General features: G+C 56.1%; 10 protein-coding genes. 5 read left to right on the top strand and 5 right to left on the bottom strand.

What is annotated here, in order from left to right; all coding sequences use genetic code 11:
* Position 1: 1 nt before the first annotated feature.
* Positions 2-3,016, top strand: coding sequence for a hypothetical protein (locus tag ACEQU8_RS10320; protein ID WP_370263382.1), 3,015 nt, complete (start codon positions 2-4; stop codon positions 3,014-3,016).
* Here ACEQU8_RS10320 and uvrA read toward each other — a convergent pair.
* Positions 3,013-8,697, bottom strand: a complete 5,685-nt coding sequence (gene uvrA, locus ACEQU8_RS10315; protein WP_370263414.1) for an excinuclease ABC subunit UvrA — start codon at positions 8,695-8,697, stop codon at positions 3,013-3,015. The two genes, ACEQU8_RS10320 and uvrA, sit on opposite strands and share 4 nt — an antisense overlap.
* 171 nt (positions 8,698-8,868) lie before the next feature.
* Here uvrA and ACEQU8_RS10310 point away from each other — a divergent pair, with 171 nt between their 5' ends.
* Positions 8,869-10,146, top strand: coding sequence for a YjgN family protein (locus tag ACEQU8_RS10310; protein ID WP_370263381.1), 1,278 nt, complete (start codon positions 8,869-8,871; stop codon positions 10,144-10,146).
* Positions 10,143-11,180: a M48 family metallopeptidase gene (locus ACEQU8_RS10305; protein ID WP_370263380.1), complete on the top strand. Its 1,038-nt coding sequence runs from the start codon at positions 10,143-10,145 to the stop codon at positions 11,178-11,180. The genes ACEQU8_RS10310 and ACEQU8_RS10305 overlap by 4 nt, the downstream gene beginning before the upstream one ends.
* A gap of 45 nt (positions 11,181-11,225) precedes the next feature.
* On the opposite strand, the gene aroG is transcribed toward ACEQU8_RS10305, so the two are convergent.
* Positions 11,226-12,290, bottom strand: coding sequence for a 3-deoxy-7-phosphoheptulonate synthase AroG (gene aroG, locus ACEQU8_RS10300; protein WP_370263378.1), 1,065 nt, complete (start codon positions 12,288-12,290; stop codon positions 11,226-11,228).
* On the opposite strand from aroG, the gene ACEQU8_RS10295 reads away from it, so the two are divergent.
* Together ACEQU8_RS10295 and ACEQU8_RS10290 are read left to right on the top strand one after the other, a co-directional pair.
* Positions 12,289-12,633, top strand: a complete 345-nt coding sequence (locus ACEQU8_RS10295) for a hypothetical protein (RefSeq protein WP_370263377.1) — start codon at positions 12,289-12,291, stop codon at positions 12,631-12,633. The genes aroG and ACEQU8_RS10295 overlap by 2 nt on opposite strands.
* Positions 12,634-12,643: 10 nt before the next feature.
* Entirely contained in the window at positions 12,644-12,958 is a 315-nt protein-coding gene (locus tag ACEQU8_RS10290) for a hypothetical protein (RefSeq protein ID WP_370263376.1), read from the top strand.
* 22 nt (positions 12,959-12,980) lie between these two features.
* Here ACEQU8_RS10290 and tldD read toward each other — a convergent pair whose 3' ends face one another.
* Genes tldD through ACEQU8_RS10275 form a run of 3 tightly spaced genes read right to left on the bottom strand, consistent with a single transcriptional unit; the run spans position 12,981 to position 19,349 of the window.
* Entirely contained in the window at positions 12,981-14,450 is a 1,470-nt protein-coding gene (gene tldD, locus ACEQU8_RS10285; RefSeq protein ID WP_370263374.1) for a metalloprotease TldD, read from the bottom strand.
* Between the two features lie 2 nt (positions 14,451-14,452).
* Complete coding sequence (locus ACEQU8_RS10280; protein WP_370263373.1) at positions 14,453-15,277, bottom strand: carbon-nitrogen hydrolase family protein; 825 nt, start codon at positions 15,275-15,277, stop codon at positions 14,453-14,455.
* 10 nt (positions 15,278-15,287) lie between these two features.
* Positions 15,288-19,349, bottom strand: coding sequence for a YhdP family protein (locus tag ACEQU8_RS10275; RefSeq protein ID WP_372521239.1), 4,062 nt, complete (start codon positions 19,347-19,349; stop codon positions 15,288-15,290).
* Between the last annotated feature and the right edge of the window lie 15 nt (positions 19,350-19,364).

The raw sequence follows: 19,364 nt of genomic DNA, 5'->3' as shown, positions 1-19,364 counted from the left end.
AATGCCCGTCCAACAAACCACTGCAAGCGGGGCTGCTGCACCCGTTAACAATCCCTCTTGGGGTGATATTGGCAAAGCATTCAATGAAGCTGCCAAAGCCCTTGCAATTAAATTAATTCCGGGCATTCGGGCCTGTGCGCCCGGCAACAAGACTACATCAACAGTTCCTCCAGCCGGTGCCCCGATAGCCATGGCTGAACCGGAGGGAGCTATCGCTGGGCCAACAGCTGCTGGGCCTGCAGAGAACCCACAAAACGTTCGTGCAACCGAACAAAATCAGGCCAGACAGTGGTTAATCGATCAATGCAAGACCATATCAACCAAACTGGGCCAAGCCGAGTTAAACCCTCAGCCAGAGCTCCACAAGGTTTACGAAGTTGCGAAGGAGTTCAAACAAGCACTGAGCAACAACCAAGAAAGGCTCCAACTACTTTGGCCAGCAGATCTACAGGAAGACTTTCAGGCCAACCTTCAACTGATCGAGCAGCACTTCCAAGGTGTCGAATCAACCAAGATTTCTTTGGTCGAGGTCGATTTTCTGCTGACTTACATCAACTTCATGAAAACCTGTGTAGGCGAAGCGGGCGGACAACTGGAGCAACAATTTTGCCAGTTGGAAAATTTGTTCACCAAGGTGCGCAGCAAGCTAATTGAACAAATTGATACCAAAAACAATGAACTGAAAAACATCAAAAACGAAATTCAAACAGAGCAGGTCAACATCCAAAACCTAGCCGCCCAAATCGAGGCAATTAATCAAATACCAGCAGCCGATCGAACGGCCGCACAAAACACAGAGTTAACGCGTCTGGGTAATGAAAGAGAAGCGCTTTTACAAGCCGAACAACAAAATCGACAGACCACTGAACAACTTCAGATCGAAATATCCAGGCTCTCTACCCTTCCCGGCATGGCTGATGTGCCGGCTTTGGCTAAGCAAGTTGATGACCTAGAACAGGCAGTGGCGAATGCACAAATGGCGCTGGACGATCTACCAGACGACGCACCTGAACGTTCGCAGCAAGAACTAAACCAAACACTCAATGAAGTCACTACAAATTTGCGCACAAAACGGGACCAGTTGGAAAATGCGCAGCAACATCGTGAAACCATACTGCGCGAACCAAACTCATCGATCAAAACAGACACTCAAAGACTGTTAGGTCAACAGCAAACCGTTCAGGCAAAGCGACTCGGATTGGAGGTTGACCCAGGACCACAAGGTTTGGACTCTATTTTCAACAAGAGCGTCAAACTGCTTGCAAATGAGTGCCAAGACGTTTGCAAGTTGGCCACCCGCAGCAACAAGGTAAACAAGGAATGGGGAAATGCATCTCTTTTGATGCTCAACCGTATTAATACCCTCCATGCAAACCAACCAATGCCCGGCGTACCCGCTGAAGCCGCGGGCCATGCACTGCCACCCCTCGATGAACTACCCACAGAATTAACAAGCTATTTGCCAAACAATGCTTCTGCCCAGCGGAAGATTGGTGGGCGCCCAGTTTATGAATACGCATTGAATATTGTTCAGTCAAAGGTTCTAGAGCAGAATCCAGAAAATCCAGATGCAGTAGTAAACGTTTGCAATTTGGCCACGCAAGAAGAAAAAACCTTGGCGCACATCGTGGTGGGAGCCTGGGCCGCAAAGCAGGCAGCGGCGCTGCGAGGCAACAATTTTGCCGAGACCGATCGTCGCACTGACACCCTTCTGACTCATGCGGCTGATTTGCTCGGGGCAAGTATACAGATGCGTTTGGGCGAGGATACCAATACTCTCGATCAAGCCATTACCTCAGAGATTAATTTTGAGGAGCGGAGTGGGCATGGTGAGGGTGAAATCCGCCGCGCCATGAACTCCTTGGGCAACGATGCGCAAACCGAAGATAAAATTGCAATGCTTAAACAATCGGTAGCACTACGAGCCGTGTCAGATCTAAAGGCACAAACATCGGCGCCCTCGGATTTAATGGCCATGGCAACAACAAACAGAACCTTCGCCAACGACCTCACGGTCAGCAAAGGCAACAGCAGGCAGGAGGTGTTCAAAGAGTCCATGGTGCGAGCCATTGAGCTGATGAAATCTCCAGCATCAGCAAGGCAAGAACGTCTGGGCTCTGACACACGCATTTCAGCAGCCAGCAGTGTCGAGCTGGATACGCCCTTAGCGATTAAAGCCAAACTGGGATTTCCGCAAGAAGGTGCTGACGGGTATGTCAGCGATGCGCTGCTGGACCAATTGGCCATAGCCGCCATAGCCCACAACGATTTGTCCACTGAGGCCGACCATGCGCACCGAGGATCCATGCTGGCCAAAATTAAGCGTCATGACAATCACTCAACCGCCGAGACCTTGATTAAAAATCACAACCTGAACGGGTATAGGCTCTTGAGCCAGCGCTTGACCGACACGGCGATTGCTATTCGACCAGAGGTGGCTGATCACATTCAAACCACTCAAACAGCGTTGGAAGATCCCACCCAAACAGTGCGAGCGGACCAAATCAATCGACTGGTGAAGCAAATCATCATCACCACCGATTCAAAAAGTGCACTGAACGAAAATTTTAACCTCGCTGAGTTGATTGAGAACGGCGACAACTTAGTCAGGGACAACACCGAAGCCAACCGCATGGCATTTTCAGCATCGCTCGAAGGTGTCAAAAAGGCCTGGGTGGCCAACCTTCCACAATCAGAGGGAGGCGAAGAACTACAAACCCAAGCCCGTCGCAAACCTGAGGGGGAGCAATGGAACACCCAAGACAGCCGCAATTCTTTGGCCAGGGCTCTTAAAAGCAATCCGATCAAAAACGCAAGCTTCATCAATAGGATTCCTTTGGTGGCTCGCTTAACGGCAGGAGTGCTCAATATTGCAAAAGGGCTAATCAGTGCGGGAGGCTTGTTCGCCGTAGGTGCCGGGGTGAGCGCCTTGGCAATTCCAGCCGTCATAGTGGCCATGCCTGTGGCTATCGGTGGAATCGCCTCAGCGTATTTCTTGCCAAAACTGTTCCGCTAACCCCGCTGTTGGTAAAAAGCGTGCAACGCCTGGGCCGTGTGGCCCGGGGGCTCGCGCCTTTTCTTTACGCCCATATTACCAAGGGTCTGCGGGCTACCCTGCACCACCAACTGGCCGCCACCCACGCCAGCCTCTGGACCCATGTCGATCACCCAGTCGGCCTGGGCAATCAGGTCCAGGTCGTGCTCAATCACCACCACCGTGTGGCCAGCATCCACCAAGCGGTGCAGAACGGCAATCAGCTTTTCAACATCGTTCATGTGCAGCCCAACGGTGGGCTCATCGAGCACATACAGGGTGTGCGGGTTCACCCGGTTATCGCGCACCTTCACCAATTCGGTCACCAGCTTGATGCGTTGGGCTTCACCACCACTCAAGGTGGGGCTGGGCTGCCCCAAGGTAAGGTAGCCCAGCCCCACATCGGCCAGCAGTTGAAGTGGCTGTGCAATGCTGGGGTGGGCGGCAAAAAATGGTGCAGCCTCTTCCACACTCATGTTCAAAATATCGGCCGCGGTTTTGTCGCGCCAGCTCACTTGCAGGGTGTCTGGGTTAAAGCGCGCGCCCCGGCATGCTTCGCACACCACTTTGACATCGGGCAAAAAATTCATCTCGATGGTTTGCATGCCCTGCCCCTCGCACACGGGGCAACGACCTGGCCCGGTGTTAAAGCTAAAGCGATTGGCTGCAAAACCACGCAAACGGGCTTCCACGGTGTCGGCCAGCACGTTGCGAATGCGATTCCAAAAGCCGATGTAGGTGGCAGGGCAACTGCGTGGCGTTTTGCCGATTGGGGTTTGATCCACCTCCAGCACGCGGGCCACCGCCTGCGCATTGCCAATGCTCTCGCAAGCAAACCAGTCGTGCGCAGGCTTGCCTTTGCTGTTTTGTTTGGCCACATACTGGCGCATATTGGCCAGCACAATGTCGCGGGCCAGGGTGGATTTGCCGCTGCCGCTAACCCCGGTGATGGCCACCAGCCGCCCCAGTGGAATGTCCACGTTCAGGCCTTGAATGTTGTGCAGTTTTGCACCCTTCACATGCAATTTGGGGGTGTCAGCCTCCACGGCACGCTTGGGTTGCAGCAGATGGGGGATGGGCTGCTTCAAATAGCGGCCTGTCAGCGAGTTGGGGTCGCTCTTTACCTCACTCACTGTGCCCTGGGCAATAATTTGCCCTCCCAATTTGCCCGCTCCTGGGCCGATGTCTATTAGGCGATCAGCGCGCAACATGGTGTCTATGTCGTGCTCCACCACCACCAGCGTGTTGCCTTTGGCACGCAGTTCTTCAAGCGCACCCAGCAGGCGATGGTTGTCGCGTGTGTGCAAACCGATGGTGGGTTCGTCCAGCACATAACACACACCCCGCAAGTTGGTGCCCAACTGGCTGGCCAGCCGTATGCGCTGCGCTTCACCGCCACTCAACGTGGGGGCGCTTCGGTCAAGGTTTAGGTATTCCAAGCCGACCTGCTTTAAAAACTGCAGCCTGCCTGCCATCTCGACGCGGATGTCTTTGGCGATGGCTTGCTCACGGTCGTCCAGCTTCAAGGCCTCTACCCATTCCAAGGCCTCATTCACGGTTTGGCGGGCCAGTTCAGCAATGTTGTGGCCCTTGAATGTGACCGCCAAGGCTGTGCTGTTTAGCCGCTGGCCATGGCAGGCACCACACACCAGTTGGTCGCGCAGGTAAACCCCGCCCCCGTCGATGCTGCTCTCGTCCTCGCTGGTGGTGTCTTGCTCGGCCAACCAACGGCCCTCTTCGCCCGTGGTGTCGGCATCAAAACCTTCCACGGGCTCGCCCACGCCAAAGCAACTTGGGCACCAACCGTGTTTGCTGTTGTAACTGAACAAGCGCGGGTCTAGCTCGGGAAAGCTGCGGGCACAACTTGGGCACGCCCGCTTGGTGGAAAAAAATCGAATTTCTCCGGAGGGGCTTTCCACCATGACCGTGCCTTTGCCAAAATCCAGCGCGGTTTGTAGCAGCTCACGCAGTTCACGCTCTGCCTTGGCGCTGACCTTCAGGCTGCCTACGGGCACTTCAATGTGGTGCTCCTGATAGCGGGCCAGCTTTGGCCAGGGGTTGGTGGGCACGTACTGGCCATCCACACGCAGGCGTTCATAACCACGGTCCACGGCCCATTTTGCAATTTCGTTGTAGATGCCCTTGCGACCCTGCACCAATGGGGCAAGCAAGGTAACCTCGGTGCCCTTGTAGGCCTGCATGATTTGCGCCAGCATGTTTTGCATGCTTTGTGGGGCAATAGGCACCTGGCATGTTGGGCAATGTTGCGTGCCCAGTTTTACAAACAGCAAACGCAAGAAATGGTATACCTCGGTCACCGTGGCCACGGTGCTTTTTCGACCACCGCGACTGGTGCGTTGCTCAATGGCCACGGTGGGTGGAATGCCAAAAATGGCATCCACTTCGGGTTTGGCAGCAGGCTGCACAAATTGACGGGCGTAGGCATTTAAACTTTCCAGATAGCGGCGCTGCCCCTCGCTGAACAAAATGTCAAACGCCAGGGTGGACTTTCCGCTGCCCGATGGGCCGGTGATCACGGTCATTTGCTCTCGCGGAATGGTGAGGCTGACGTTTTTCAGGTTGTGTTCACGCGCATGCAAAATTTGGATGCCATCGGTGCTGCTGCGTTTTGCAACAGCGTTCGCATGGCTCGCACAAGCCCCATACAAGGCAGCCGCTTCTTGAGCCACCACATCGACCGTGCGGTTTTGGTTCAGATCGGCAGCCTGCAGCAAATTGCTTTGCTTGCGGTAGTGCGCGATGGCCACGCCGGTGTGGCTGGCCTTGATGGTTTGTAATTGCTCGGGCGTGCCTTGCCCCACCACTTGGCCGCCCGCCTCACCGGCCTCGGGCCCCAAGTCCACCAACCAGTCGGCTGCGCAAATCACGTCCAGGTTGTGCTCCACCACCAGCACGCTGTGCCCGGCCTGTTGCAACAAGCGCAGGCTCCTCATCAGCTTGGCAACGTCATCAAAATGCAGGCCCGTGGTGGGCTCGTCGAACACAAACAGATCTCCACGCGCGGCCACCTTTTGACCGCTGGCTGTGGGCTTAAGCTGAGCCAAAAACCCCGCCAGCTTCAAGCGTTGAGCCTCGCCGCCGCTTAAGGTGGGCACAGGCTGCCCCAGGCGCAAGTAATTCAGGCCCACCTGGGCCAAGGGCTGCAGGGTTTTAAACAGGGCCGTGTCCTGCTCAAACAAATCAAGCGCCTGGTCCACAGTCAAGTCAAGCACCTGGGCCATGTTCAACACCTGGCCTTTGCGCTCCAAGGTCACCTCCAGTGCCTCGGGGCGGTAGCGTGTGCCATTGCATTCGCCACAGCGTAAATACACATCGCTCAAAAACTGCATCTCAACGTGCTCAAAGCCATTGCCACCGCACATGGGGCAGCGGCCATCGCCACTGTTGAAGCTAAAAAAACCAGGCTTGTAATCTCGCTCTACAGCGAGTTTTGTTTTGGAAAACAGCTTGCGAAGTTCATCAAACGCACCCACGTAACTGGCCGGGTTGCTTCGCGTGGTTTTACCAATCGGGCTTTGGTCCACAAAGGCCAGTTGGTTGATGTGCTCAACCCCGGTGAGCGAATCAAACTCGCCCGGCGGCTCTGTGGGTTCGCCCTTTAGCTTTTTGATGGCGGGCACGAGCACATCTTGCACCAAGGTGGATTTGCCCGAGCCCGACACGCCGGTGAGCACCACCAAGCGATTCAGAGGCAATTTAAATTCAATTTTCTTCAGGTTGTTGGCGCACACCCCGGCCAGCACCAAGTGTTGCTTGGCATCACCCAAGGCTGGGGAAGGCGGCACCACATTCAGTTCGCCCTTCAAATAGCGCGCCGTGAGGCTGTTGGCTTTTTCGATCTGGGCGGGCTTACCATCAAACACAATCTGCCCGCCCGCCTCGCCCGGCCCTGGGCCAATGTCCACCAAGCGGTCAGCCTGGTTCATCAGTTGAGGGTCGTGCTCCACCACCACCAAGGTGTTGCCCGCTTGTTTTAGACGCTGCATGGCTTGGGCCACCCGCGCAATGTCACGGGGGTGCAAACCCACGGAGGGCTCGTCCAGCACAAACAGGGTATTCACCAGCGAGCTGCCCAAGGCGGTGGTCAGGTTAATGCGCTGCACCTCGCCACCACTGAGGGTTCGGCTTTGGCGGTCCAGGGTGAGGTAGCCCAGGCCCACTTGAATCAAAAAGCCCAAACGAGTCCGAATTTCCTGCAACACCAGGTCACTGGCTTCATCGAGTGCACCGGGCAATTGCAAGGTTTTGAACAGGCTCGCCACCTCGGTGAGTGGCATTTGCATGATGTCGTGAATGCTGTGGCGTGCTTGCCCGTGTGGCAATTTCCACAACAGAGACTCGGGTTTTAGACGGGCACCGTTGCAAGCTGTGCACGGTGTGTAGCTGCGGTACTTGGACAGCATCACCCGCACATGCATTTTGTAGGTGCGGGTTTCCAACCACTCAAAAAAACGCGCCACCCCATAAAACAAGGGGCCATCCCAGTTGCCGTCAAAATTTGCATCGCCCTCAATCACCCAAAGTTGGTGTTCTTCTGGCAGGTGTTTGAAGGCAATGTCTGTGGCGATGCCACGCTGCTTGGCGTACTTCACCAAGTCTTTTTGGCAGGGTTTAAAACTTTCGGTTTGCCACGGTTTAACGCACCCCTGGGCCAAAGATTTGTTTTCATCGGGGATGACCAAACCGTAGTCAATACCAATCACCCGACCAAAGCCTCGGCAGGTGTCGCAGGCCCCAATCGGACTGTTAAACGAAAAATGGCTGGGCAGCGGCTTGGTGTAATCAATGTCACAGGTGGCGCAGTGCAGGCCTTCTGAGAAGCGCCATGGCGCAGGTTCAGCCTGCCCGTCTTCGGGCATCACATACACATTCACCTTGCCCTTGCCGCGCAACAAGGCGCTGGCAATGGCATCACTCAAGCGGCTTTCTTCCACACTGCTCACGCGGAACCGGTCTTGCACCACATCGAGAATTTTGTGGGTGGGTGCAGTGCTGGCGCTTGCCTTTTTGGGCTTGGCCGATTTTGCCTTGCTAGCTTTTTGTTTGGACTTGGCAGCGGAGTTGGAAGGCTCAAGCAATTGAATGGCGGTTTCGCGGTGAACACGGGTGTAGCCCTGAGCGCTTAAAAAATCTTCCACGTCCTGGTCGGCCATGCTGAGAGGCACAGTCACTGGAAATGTCACCACCACACGCGGGTCATGGGCCTGCCCGGCGCGCTCCCGCAAGGCCGCCTGTATGGTGGCGGGCGTGTCTTCGCGAACCCATTGACCGCATTGGCGACAGTGCAAGTGGGCCGCACGCGCGTAAATCAATTTGAGGTGGTCATTGATCTCGGTCATGGTGCCCACGGTGCTGCGGGAGGTTCGCACTGGGTTGGCTTGGTCAATTGCAATGGCCGGCAGCACGCCCTCGATCTGGTCCACATCGGGTTTGTCCATGCGGTCCAAAAACTGCCGGGCGTAGGGGGAAAACGTTTCCACGTAGCGCCGTTGGCCCTCGGCGTACAAGGTGTCGAATACCAAAGAGCTCTTTCCACTGCCGCTAACACCGGTAAAAACGGTGATTTCACCGGTTTTGATGTCGATGTTGAGATTTTTAAGGTTGTGCTGGCGGGCCCCCTTGATGCGGATCACATTGCCCAAATACGTTGATTCCGCATTATTTTTTGATTGGCGTGCCATTACAGAGCCCATGGTAAAACGTTGCTACAGCCCAAAATTGTACCTGTTGCACATGGCTGTGCCCGTTTGCGAATGAACTTCGGGGCGCACCTCCACCACGTAACGGGTTTACTGCTCAAAACGATAGCCCTCATGTCCCTACACACCCACCCACCTCAACCTTTTGCCTTTCATGGCCGGGGCAAAGACTATTTCAAGATCTGGATTGTGAGCCTCGCCCTAACCATCGCCACGCTTGGCATCTATGCCGCTTGGGCCAAAGTTAAAACCCGGCGCTATTTTTACCAATGCACCGAGCTGGACGGCAAACGATTTGAATACCATGCGAAACCTGTCGCCATCCTGAAGGGCAATTTGTTGGTGATGGCCGTGGTGGCCTCGTATGCCTTGGGTGGGGCGTTGTTTCCTGCGCTTGGTGCCTTGGTTTTTGTGATTGTGCTGGCTTTGCTGCCCGTGTTTGTGGTGCTCGGTTTGCGCTTCCACTTGGCCCACTGCAGTTATGCAAATTTAAGGTTCGCATTCACAGGCACGGTAAAAAGTGCTTATGCAAGCCTGGGCAAGGCAATCTTGATTGCTCTGGCTACAGGGCTCGCAGTACTCACCACCCTGGGTTTTAGCGGCTTCATGGGAGCTCTGATCAACGCACAGGAACCCGGCCTGCTAAGCATTGCCCTGGGTTTTATGGTGCTATTTGTGGCCACGGTGACCGTGCTTACCGCGTTTACTCGAGGGCTTCGGCTGTTTATTTTTAACCACGTGCAATACGGCAGCGCCAGCCTGAACACCCAAGTCAGCTTTGAGCGATTCAACCGTGTGGCGTTGATCACTTACTTTGTTGGTGGCCTGCTGGCGGCGGTCATCATGGCAGCAGGCGTTATCGCCAGCACTCATGCCCTCGATGCAAGTTTTCGCGACTTGCAACAGGCCTTGCCCGCAAGCAATCTTGATGACAAGCAACACCTGGACACACCATCCGAGTCGCCCGTAGACCCAACATGGGAAGAGCCCGGTCAAGCTAGACCACAAATGGGATTCAGCCCTTTGGTGATGACCTTGTACTTGTTTGTTTTTCTGTTTTACTTTTTGATTTTTGCGGTGTTGGCCTACCTAAAAACGGCCATCAACAACCTGCTTTGGAACAACACGGAACTGGAGGGCGGGCATCGCTTTTCTAGCCAGGCCAAACCCCTTCGCGCCACCTGGATACACATCAGTAATTGGGTGCTCATTATTCTCACACTGGGGCTTTACCTCCCATTTGCCCGTATTCGGGCGATTCGTTACCGAATAAAAAACATGGCATTTAAACCCGCTGGCAGCATTGACCATATTGTGCAAACGCAACAGGCCAAGCAAAAAGCTTATGGAGACAGCATGGGCGACACCCTGGGGCTGGACCTGGGCCTGTGAGCACACCACAGCTTGATCATATTTGCCTGAGTGCGCAGTATTGCGACGGTGTAACCCCCACCTGCCACACCGTGGAGGTCAAGAAGACCCTCGACTGCCTGATCTTTGAACATGGCGGGCGCATCTTGACGTTTGATTGTGCGACGCTTCAACGACCAGAAATATTGGCCAATGCACCCTTGGTGTTTGAGCTGCCGAACGGCGCAACGCTGCAGTTTGATGCGGTGTTGTGCCAGAGCACTTTGCAGGGCTGGGGGCTACTAAAACCCACATGGTTTGAAGAAACGTTGCTCAAGCCCTGGCGATGGGTTGCCGCCAGTTGCGCCGCCCTGCTGGTGGCTTTTGTGTTGTATTTTTATGCCCTGCCCGGCCTGGCCTCTTGGGGCGCGGTGGCTGTGCCACAACAGGTGATCAATCGCATGTTTCAGGATGTCATGCCCATCCTTGACCAATATTATTTCCAGCCCAGCACGATACCCAAAGCCCGGCAAGATGCCCTGCAAAAGGCCCTAGAGCTGCTGGTGGAGGGGAAAAGCGAACAAAAGCACATTCAACTGGTGTTCCGCAGTTTACCCGGTGCGCCCAATGCATTTGCGCTGCCCAACGGCACCATCGTACTCACCGATGAGCTGGCGGAGTTGTTGTCTGATGATGCAGTCATGGGCGTGCTGGCCCATGAAATTGGGCATGTTGTGCTGCGCCACAGCCTACAAGCACTCATCCAAAATGCCGCCACGGCCACCCTGCTTTTGGCGTTTAGCGGCGACACCTCTCTTTTGCTCACGCTCTTCACAACCGACCTTCTTAACCAAAAGCACAGCCGCGATTTTGAGGTGGCTGCCGATGCGTTCGCGATCGATCGCTTTAAGCAGCAGGGGAGAGACCTAAAACACCTCGAAGAGCTGTACACCGTGCTTTTAACCCTGGATGGGCCCAGTGCAGGTGGTGGCTTGGGAGCCTACTTGAGCAGCCACCCCGCGTCGCAGGAACGGCTCGAATTGGTACGCAAAGCCATGGGGAAACCAAGCAGGTAGCGGGCCCCAGGGTTTGGCATGGGCGCCCGCTGAGTTTGAATTGGCTTACACCGCTTGGGCAAGCCTGCGTTTGCGAACGCCCTGCGCCAATGTTTCCAGCACCTGGGTGCTGTCATCCCAGCCTACGCAGCCGTCGGTGATGCTTTGGCCATAGGTCAAGGGCTTGCCGGGCTCCAGATCTTGGCGACCTTCGACCAAATGGCTTTCAACCATCACGCCCATGATGCGGCGGTCCCCGGCGGCCAGTTGCTCGGCAATGTTTTCGCACACGCCAATTTGGTTTTTGGGCACTTTGCTGCTGTTTCCATGGCTGGCGTCGATCATGATGCGCGCGGCCAATCCGGACTTGCCAATGTCAGCAGCAGCGGCCTCTACACTGGCTGCATCGTCATTGGGTGCTTTGCCACCGCGCAAAATGATGTGGCAGTCTTCATTGCCGGCAGTGCTCACAATGGCGCTTCGTCCCTCTTTGGTGACACTCAAAAAGTGGTGCGGGTGCTGGGCAGCCTTGATGGCGTCCACAGCAATTTTTACATTGCCATCGGTGCCATTTTTAAAACCCACCGGGCAGCTCAAGCCGCTGGAGAGTTCACGGTGAATTTGACTCTCGGTGGTGCGTGCACCAATGGCGCCCCAACTTACCAGGTCAGCAATGTATTGCGGTGTGATCATGTCAAGAAATTCGGTGCCTGCGGGCAGCCCAATGCCATTGACGTTCAGGAGCACCTCGCGGGCCATGCGCAGACCCTTGTTGATTTGGAAGCTTCCGTCCAGGTCGGGGTCGTTGATCAACCCTTTCCAACCCACGGTGGTGCGGGGCTTCTCAAAATAGACGCGCATCACGATTTCAAGCTCATCGGCGTATTTTTCGCGGCAGGCTTTTAATTTGTGTGCGTATTCCATGGCCGCCTTGGTGTCATGAATGGAACAGGGTCCCATGACCACAATCAATCGATCGTCCGCACCGTGCAGTATTTTGTGCAAGGCATTGCGGCAACCGGCCACAGTTTCGGCAATCGCTTCGGTAATGGGCACCTCTGCGATCAAAGCCGCAGGGGTGGTCAGCTCTTTAATTTCTTTAATTCTCAAGTCGTCGGTTACCGTGTTCATGCCATTTCTCCTGAATGCTGCTGGCGCAAGTCGCGTTGTATCTGGATCGGTTAAAAAAAAACCGCCAGGGATTCAGGCCTGGCGGTTTTGGGATTTGTTCGCTTGGTGTTTTTTAGGCACAACCCTTTTCCGCCGCTTGCCCGTACCAGGCAAAGAAGCCAAAAAATGCATAAAAAGAGTGCGCGAAAAACGTGTTCATCTCTTCAATGTAATCAAATCATGGCCGCTGTGCAAGCGCGTCGACCGCAATATTAACAAGTTGGCGCTGGCTGTTGTGTGCATCACACTGAATTCAAAGGAACTTTGTGAGTTTGCAGCCCACGTAGGTGCCCGTGTGTTTTGAACAATCCATCATGCAAGCCACCCAGAATATTTTCACCTCCATCAATGGCGAGGGCCCATGCCCCTCGACCAGCCTTCGCTTTAAGCAACCCAAAACACCCACCGAAAAGGCAGTTGCTGCTTTGGCTGAACGCTGGCATGGCTTGCAGGTGGCCAGCAGCGTGATTTCACTGGACTCAAAAAATGTGTCAGCTTGGAGCATGGCCTACCAATTGTTGCCCGACGATTCATCAACCGTCAGGCTGGTGGCTGGGGGGGAAATGCGGCAGTTGAATCGTCAGCAGGTGGACCATGCAATGTTCGACATCATCAATGGTCGGGGGTAACCCACCCGAGCACTAAAGCACATCACTGCGTGCCCCCCATCACCAGGCCATCAATGCGTAGGGTGGGCTGGCCCACACCAACAGGCACGCTTTGGCCTTCTTTGCCGCAGGTACCCACGCCATCATCCAAAGCCATGTCGTTGCCGACCATGCTGATTTTGGTGAGCGAATCTGGCCCGTTGCCAATGAGGGTGGCACCCTTGACCGGGTAGGTGATTTTACCGTTCTCGATTTTGTAAGCCAGCGAAGCCGAAAACACAAACTTGCCACTGGTGATGTCCACCTGGCCGCCACCAAAATTAACGGCGTACACGCCATCTTTCACACTGGCGATGATTTCTTCGGGGGATTTGTCGCCATTGAGCATGTAGGTGTTGGTCATGCGAGGCATGGGCAAGTGCGCAAAACTCTCGCGACGCCCATTGCCTGTGACGGGCATTTTCATGAGTCTGGCATTGGTGATGTCTTGAATGTAGCCCTTCAAAATGCCATCTTCAATCAACGTGGTGCACTCTGTTTTGTTGCCTTCGTCATCGATGTTCAGGGATCCACGGCGGTTGGCCAATGTGCCATCGTCCACAATGGTGACGCCTTTGGAGGCCACGCGTTGGCCAATCATGCCAGAAAATGCGCTGCTGCCCTTGCGGTTGAAGTCGCCCTCCAGGCCGTGACCGATGGCCTCGTGCAACAGAATACCGGGCCAGCCAGAGCCCAACACCACGGTTTGCAGGCCTGCTGGGGCAGGTTTGGCTTCCAGGTTAATCAGGGCTTGGTCCACTGCAGTGTGGGCATGGTGCATTAAAAACTCATCGGTGAAGTGACCAAAGTCATAACGACCGCCCGCGCCAGAGGAGCCGGTTTCGCGTCGACCTTTTTGCTCCACAACCACGCTGACATTCACACGCACCAAGGGGCGAACATCGGCTGCCAGCACACCATCGCTGCGGGCCACCAACACCACATCGTAGGCGCCGACAATATTGGCCATCACTTGCTTGACCCGCTTGTCACGTTTGCGGGCAAATTGCTCCAATCGTTTCAAGAGGGCCACTTTTTCGGTGCTGGTCAGAGTGGGTATGGGGTTTAGCGGGCTGTACAGGGCCCGGGCTTGGGCGTCGCTAAACCCTTTGCCGGTTTTCAGGTTGCGGTTGGCTGTTTTGCCCAGGCTTGCAATTTCGCGGACCGATTTTGCAGCAGCCAAAATGGGCTTGAGAGCGATGTCGTCTGAATAAGCAAAGGCGGTTTTTTCGCCACTGACTGCCCGAACACCCACGCCTTGCTCAATGTTGTAACTGCCGGACTTCACCATGCCTTCGTCGAGCGACCAGCCCTCCACGCAGCCGTATTGAAAAAACAGATCGGCAAAATCCACCTTGTGCGAAAAAATTTCGGAAAAGGCTTTGTGCACATGCTGCTCATCCAGACCATAAGGGGTCCACAACAGGTTTTGTGCAATGGCCAGGTTAGAGATTGCGGGGTCGACTGCTTTCATGACTATCCTCTTGGAGGGTTCTGCAACACGCGGTGGCGCAACGCAGGCAAACTGTTTCTTACATCAAGTATCTTAGCAGGGTCGAGCGTGCCCATCACCACCCCGGGGCCTTCTTCCAAAACCTGCTCCACCTCGCCCCAAGGGTTGACCACCATGGAGTGGCCCCAGGTGCGCCGGCCACTGGGGTGCACGCCCCCTTGCCCGCAGGCCAGCACATAGCACTGGTTTTCAATGGCGCGGGCCCGCATCAGCACCTCCCAGTGGGCCTTGCCAGTGGTGTAGGTAAAAGCCGCTGGCATCACAATGAGGTCAACCGGCCCCATGGCGCGATAAAGCTCGGGAAAACGCAGGTCGTAACACACCGACAGGCCGACCTTGAATCCATCACAATCGGCCACCACTGGTGTACTGCCGGGCAGCAACACCTTGCCTTCGTCGTAGCTTTCTTCGCCCCGTTTGAAACAAAACAAGTGAATTTTGTCGTAGCGCGCACTGCCGCTGCCATTGGGATGAAAGACCAGGGACGTGTTGTAGACCCGGTCTGCGCTTGGGCTTTGAATGGGAATGGTGCCTGCCACAATGTGCAAACCCAACAATTTGGCCTGCTCGCCTAAAAAGCGTTGAATGGGCCCATCGCCATGGGCCTCTGCGATGGCTAGCTTGTCGGTGTCGCGCTGCCCCATCAGGCAAAAGTACTCGGGCAGCAGCACCAGCTTGGCACCCTGCTTGGCCGCCTGCTGCATCAATTCGCCAGCCATGGCCAGGTTTTCTTGCACATCGGGGGTAGACACCATTTGCAAAGCGGCCATGTTCAATGTTGTTTGCATGCGAAAGTCCTCAGTTGGCGGGGGTGTCGTTGGTGCCCTTGCGCACGCGTTCAATCACGGGCGCAGCCCAGGGGCCGCTCACCTTGTACTGGAAAGAGAATATCTTCGAAAGCGGGTCTTTCAGCACAAAGTCAGCAAACAGGGATGCAATGCCCACCGCCGGGTTGGCTGCAATCAAAGAGTAAATCAGCGAGCCGCCGGTGGCATTCAAGTCAGGCAGCACAACCACATTCAGGTTTTGGGTTTCCGATTCCAGATCAAGCGAACCATCCATCAACACGGTGGCACTGGGCCCCACCATTTTGAAGTTGCGCGTGGTGGCCACGCCGGTCTGCAGGCTCACATCGGCCTCGATGGTGTCGTAGGCAAAACCATCCGAAAACAGGTCTTTGAAATCCAGCGTGAATCGGCGTGGCATGGCCTGCAGCGACAACACGCCCAACAGTTTGGCCACGCCGGGGTCGGCTTTTAAAAACTGCCCTTTGCGGCTGGTCAGTTTGAACTGACCACCCAAGGAACCGTAATCCAGGTTGCTCGGTGCATCATCCCAGCGCAGTCGGCCCACCAGCTCACCCTCACCACCCTGAAACACGCCCTCCATGCCCAGGCGCTTGAGCAAACCGCCCGCATTTTTCACGGTTTGGTTGACCTCCACATCGGTGCGTTGGTTTTTTAAATTGACACCGTACTGCCAAATGCCTTTGGCCCGGGTCACCGACTCTGGGTTTTCAAGCACCAGCTCTTCAAGGCGCCACTCACGCGGGCGCTGCCCCAAGGTGGCACGCACCTGCTCATCGCGGGTTTGGTTAACGGCCACCAATTTAAGCCGCCCCAAGGGCATGTCGTTCAGGGTAAAGTTGTCGGCGGTGATGTCCAAAGCCGGAATGCTGGACACGGGTTCTTCCACGATGCTGCCCACATCCCCATCCAGGGTTTTGGGAATGGTGAGGGTTTTAAAGCGCGCCAAGACCGCGCCCTCTGGGCGCTGGGCATCCGACACCCAAGACAAATACCCATCCACTCCGCGGGCCTTGATGTCAAATTGCCAGCGTTTCTCGATGGTGCGGGCCACCACATTGACCCCTTCAAAGTTCTTTTTACCAAAACCGAGCTTGTCGGTGCGTACCGCCACACGCATGGGCAAGCCCGGTCCATCACCCGAGCCCAGCCACATGCCCATCAAGCTTTGCGCCGCCAGGCGGTTGGAGGATGATTCGGCCTGCACATTCACCAAGCGATCAAGCACGCCCTTCCAGTCGTCCAGATTAAGACTGGGCAAACGCAGCTCGCCCTGCACGCCTGTGGAGGGTGGCCCCAATGGAGCCCCCACTGCAAACTGAAGCGAGTCGAGTGTGCTCTGACCATCCGCATAACTGCTCAGGGCTCGAACTTGCGCCACCGGGCGAGCCTCGGTGCCCAAGGTGACCACCCACCGCTCACCAGCTTCCATGGGGTTTTGAACCAAGGCAAAGGGCAAGGGGCTGTCTTTGTCTTTTTTGAAGGGGGGAGGCAGCTTTACCTCCAGGCCCAGCAACTGACTGTCTACCTGAATGTTGACCCCTCCCTGGCGACTGCTCACCACCACGGCATAGGGGGTGGCGCCAGCCAAATAAGGCGAGGCTGCCGGGTTGAGGTATTCGGCCAAGCCCGGTGCACGGGCCAGCCCATTGGCGCGAATTTCCATTCGCCCAGAGGCGTCGGTGTTGCCCTTGATTTGGACCAGTCCGCCCAAGGCCTGACCCTGCAAGCCTTCAATGAACAAGCCTTTGTTGGAAAACTGGATTTTTCCATCCACCCCCGTCACCTTGGGCATGGCCTGCACCAGCCGGATGGCATTGCCCTTTAAGGCCAGGTCGCCTTCGATCTGGGTGTTCTCGGGCGCTGCAATAGGTATATCCAGTTTTAGATCCAGTTGTGCTCCGCCCTCCACCTCGGCGGCCACCAGCGCCTCGTTCAAGATTTGGCGCACGGGGCTTTGGTTTACAAAAGCAACCATGCTTTTTAATGGCCCCTTGCCCTGGCCAGTGATGTTCAGCATGGGCTCCCAAGCGTCGAGGTTGTCAATGCGGGCCTGCACATTGACCAGGGGCACACCCAGTGTTTCTGCGCTGGCGGCGGTGATGTGCATGCGCTTGCCCTCAAACAGGGCTTGGCCACTCACCTTGCTGATCAAAGGCCAACCCGGCGCGTAGGTCAGCTCCCCCTGTTCAAACGGCACGCTGATTCGAAACAAGCCATCGGTATGTTCTTCAGAAAACGGAAACTGGTCAAGGCTGCCCTTCAACTCAAACTCGCCGTCACGGGCCACGCCGCCCTTGAGGTTTTCGCGCAGCCATTCGCGCGCGCTTTGCCCCACCACCAAAGGCAGGTATTTGGGCACCGCCGCCACGTCGGCGCGCAGTAGTCGGCCCTGCAATTCCACCTCATCAGACTTTGCAGGGTTAAACACATACCGGCCATTAACCTGAGCCTGCAGGTCGGCGTTGCTGGCCTTGAGCGTTTGAATAGCGAACTCCACCGGGGTGTTGCGGGCGAACAAATTTTTCCATTGGCCTTCGCCGGTGAGCGAGTCCACCTTCAACCGCTGCGACTCAAAAATTTCTGGCAGGGCCACTTCCGCATTCTCGGCCTGTAACAGCCAATGCCCCTCCAGATTGTCGCCACGTATGCGACCGCTCAAATTGGTAAACCCAGTGCTGGGCTGCTGCGCCTGGCCCTCGCCGATGCCCGGTTGATACAGCACGGTGAGGCCCGAAAAGTTGATATCCGAATTAAACGGCAACGATTCGAAGCTGGCCCCGCCGGGGGGTTTTATCCAACGCAATTGCACATCATCCAGGGTGCCCGCTAGTTGATAGCGCCGAAGCTCCTCCCCCAGCTCCTGGAGCCCAAGGTGGGGCGCCAGGTCCAGAAATACCGCCTTGCTGTGCGCCGCGTTCAGGTTTTGAATGCGGACCGCCCAAGCCTGACCCTCGGGCTGATCGGTGCGCTGAAGCATGACGGTGGATGGCCCAAATGATTGCTCGCCCGTGAGTTGGCCTTTGAGTTGCTTGAGCGCCACGCTGGATGGCCGAAACACGCCACCCTCGCCTGCGAGTTCCACCAAGGCGCTGGTTTGCGTAATGTCAAAAGGCGCGGCCTGAACCTCGGGGTTGGCAAACCGCAAGCGCGCTACACGCACATCCAGCAGTGTGCGCTGCACGGTGCCTTGGTCAAAATCAACCCAAACCCGGCCTTGGGGTTGGGTGAGGTCCACATCCAGCCCCAGGGTTTTAAACACCGACTCCAAGGGCGATGTTTGATCCACCACGGCATCCATGTGCAAGGTGCCCCGCCAGCGCCGCCAGTCCCCGGCATGGGCGGCCAGCAAAGGGGTTTTGAATGAAGCCATGGCCTTGACTGGCGTTGCAGCCAGGTCGGGCAATTCAAACACCAGCCCCGCCTCATGCCTGCCAAACTGGTTTTCGAGTAAAAACTCCGCGCGGTGGGCCACGGCGTTGGGGAACTCAGCGGTGTCGTCGCGCCAACGCAGTTGGCCATTTTTAAGCAACACGCGCCGTTGCTCCAGCAACCAATCCAGGGCGGGGTTGTCTTGTTGCTCGCTGGCTTGAAGCGCCATGCCCGCCACATGAAACACCCCAGAGGCGTCGCGGTGAATCAGCACATCGGGGCTCTCAAGCTCAAGGTTGTTTAACCGTGGGCGAAAGGTCAACAGGCTGAGCAGGGACCAGTCCATGCGCACGCCGGTGGCGGCCATGCCAATGTCGCCCTGCGGGGTACGCAATGCCACTTGCCGAACCACCACCTGGGGACCCAGACCTTTCCACTGTGCTTGCAACTCGCCCAATTGAATGGGCAAGCCAGTTTGCTGCTGCAGGTAGCCTTGCAATTGGGGCCGGTAGCGGTCGATCTCTGGGAGCAACCACCACTTCAGGCCGATGAGCGCCAGGCACAGGGGCACGTACAAGGCCACCAACACCCAGAACAACGCGCGACCCACGGCACGCAACCCGACCCGCGAGGTGGCCGGTTTTTCTTGCGTAAGGTCGGCAGGCTGCTGCAAACGAATCACCCTTCAGAAAATGCA

The sequence above is a fragment of the Limnobacter sp. genome (genome assembly GCF_964228395.1).
Lineage (GTDB): Bacteria > Pseudomonadota > Gammaproteobacteria > Burkholderiales > Burkholderiaceae_B > Limnobacter.
Note: the sequence above shows the minus strand (reverse complement) of the source record. Positions and strands in the feature narration are given on the sequence as shown.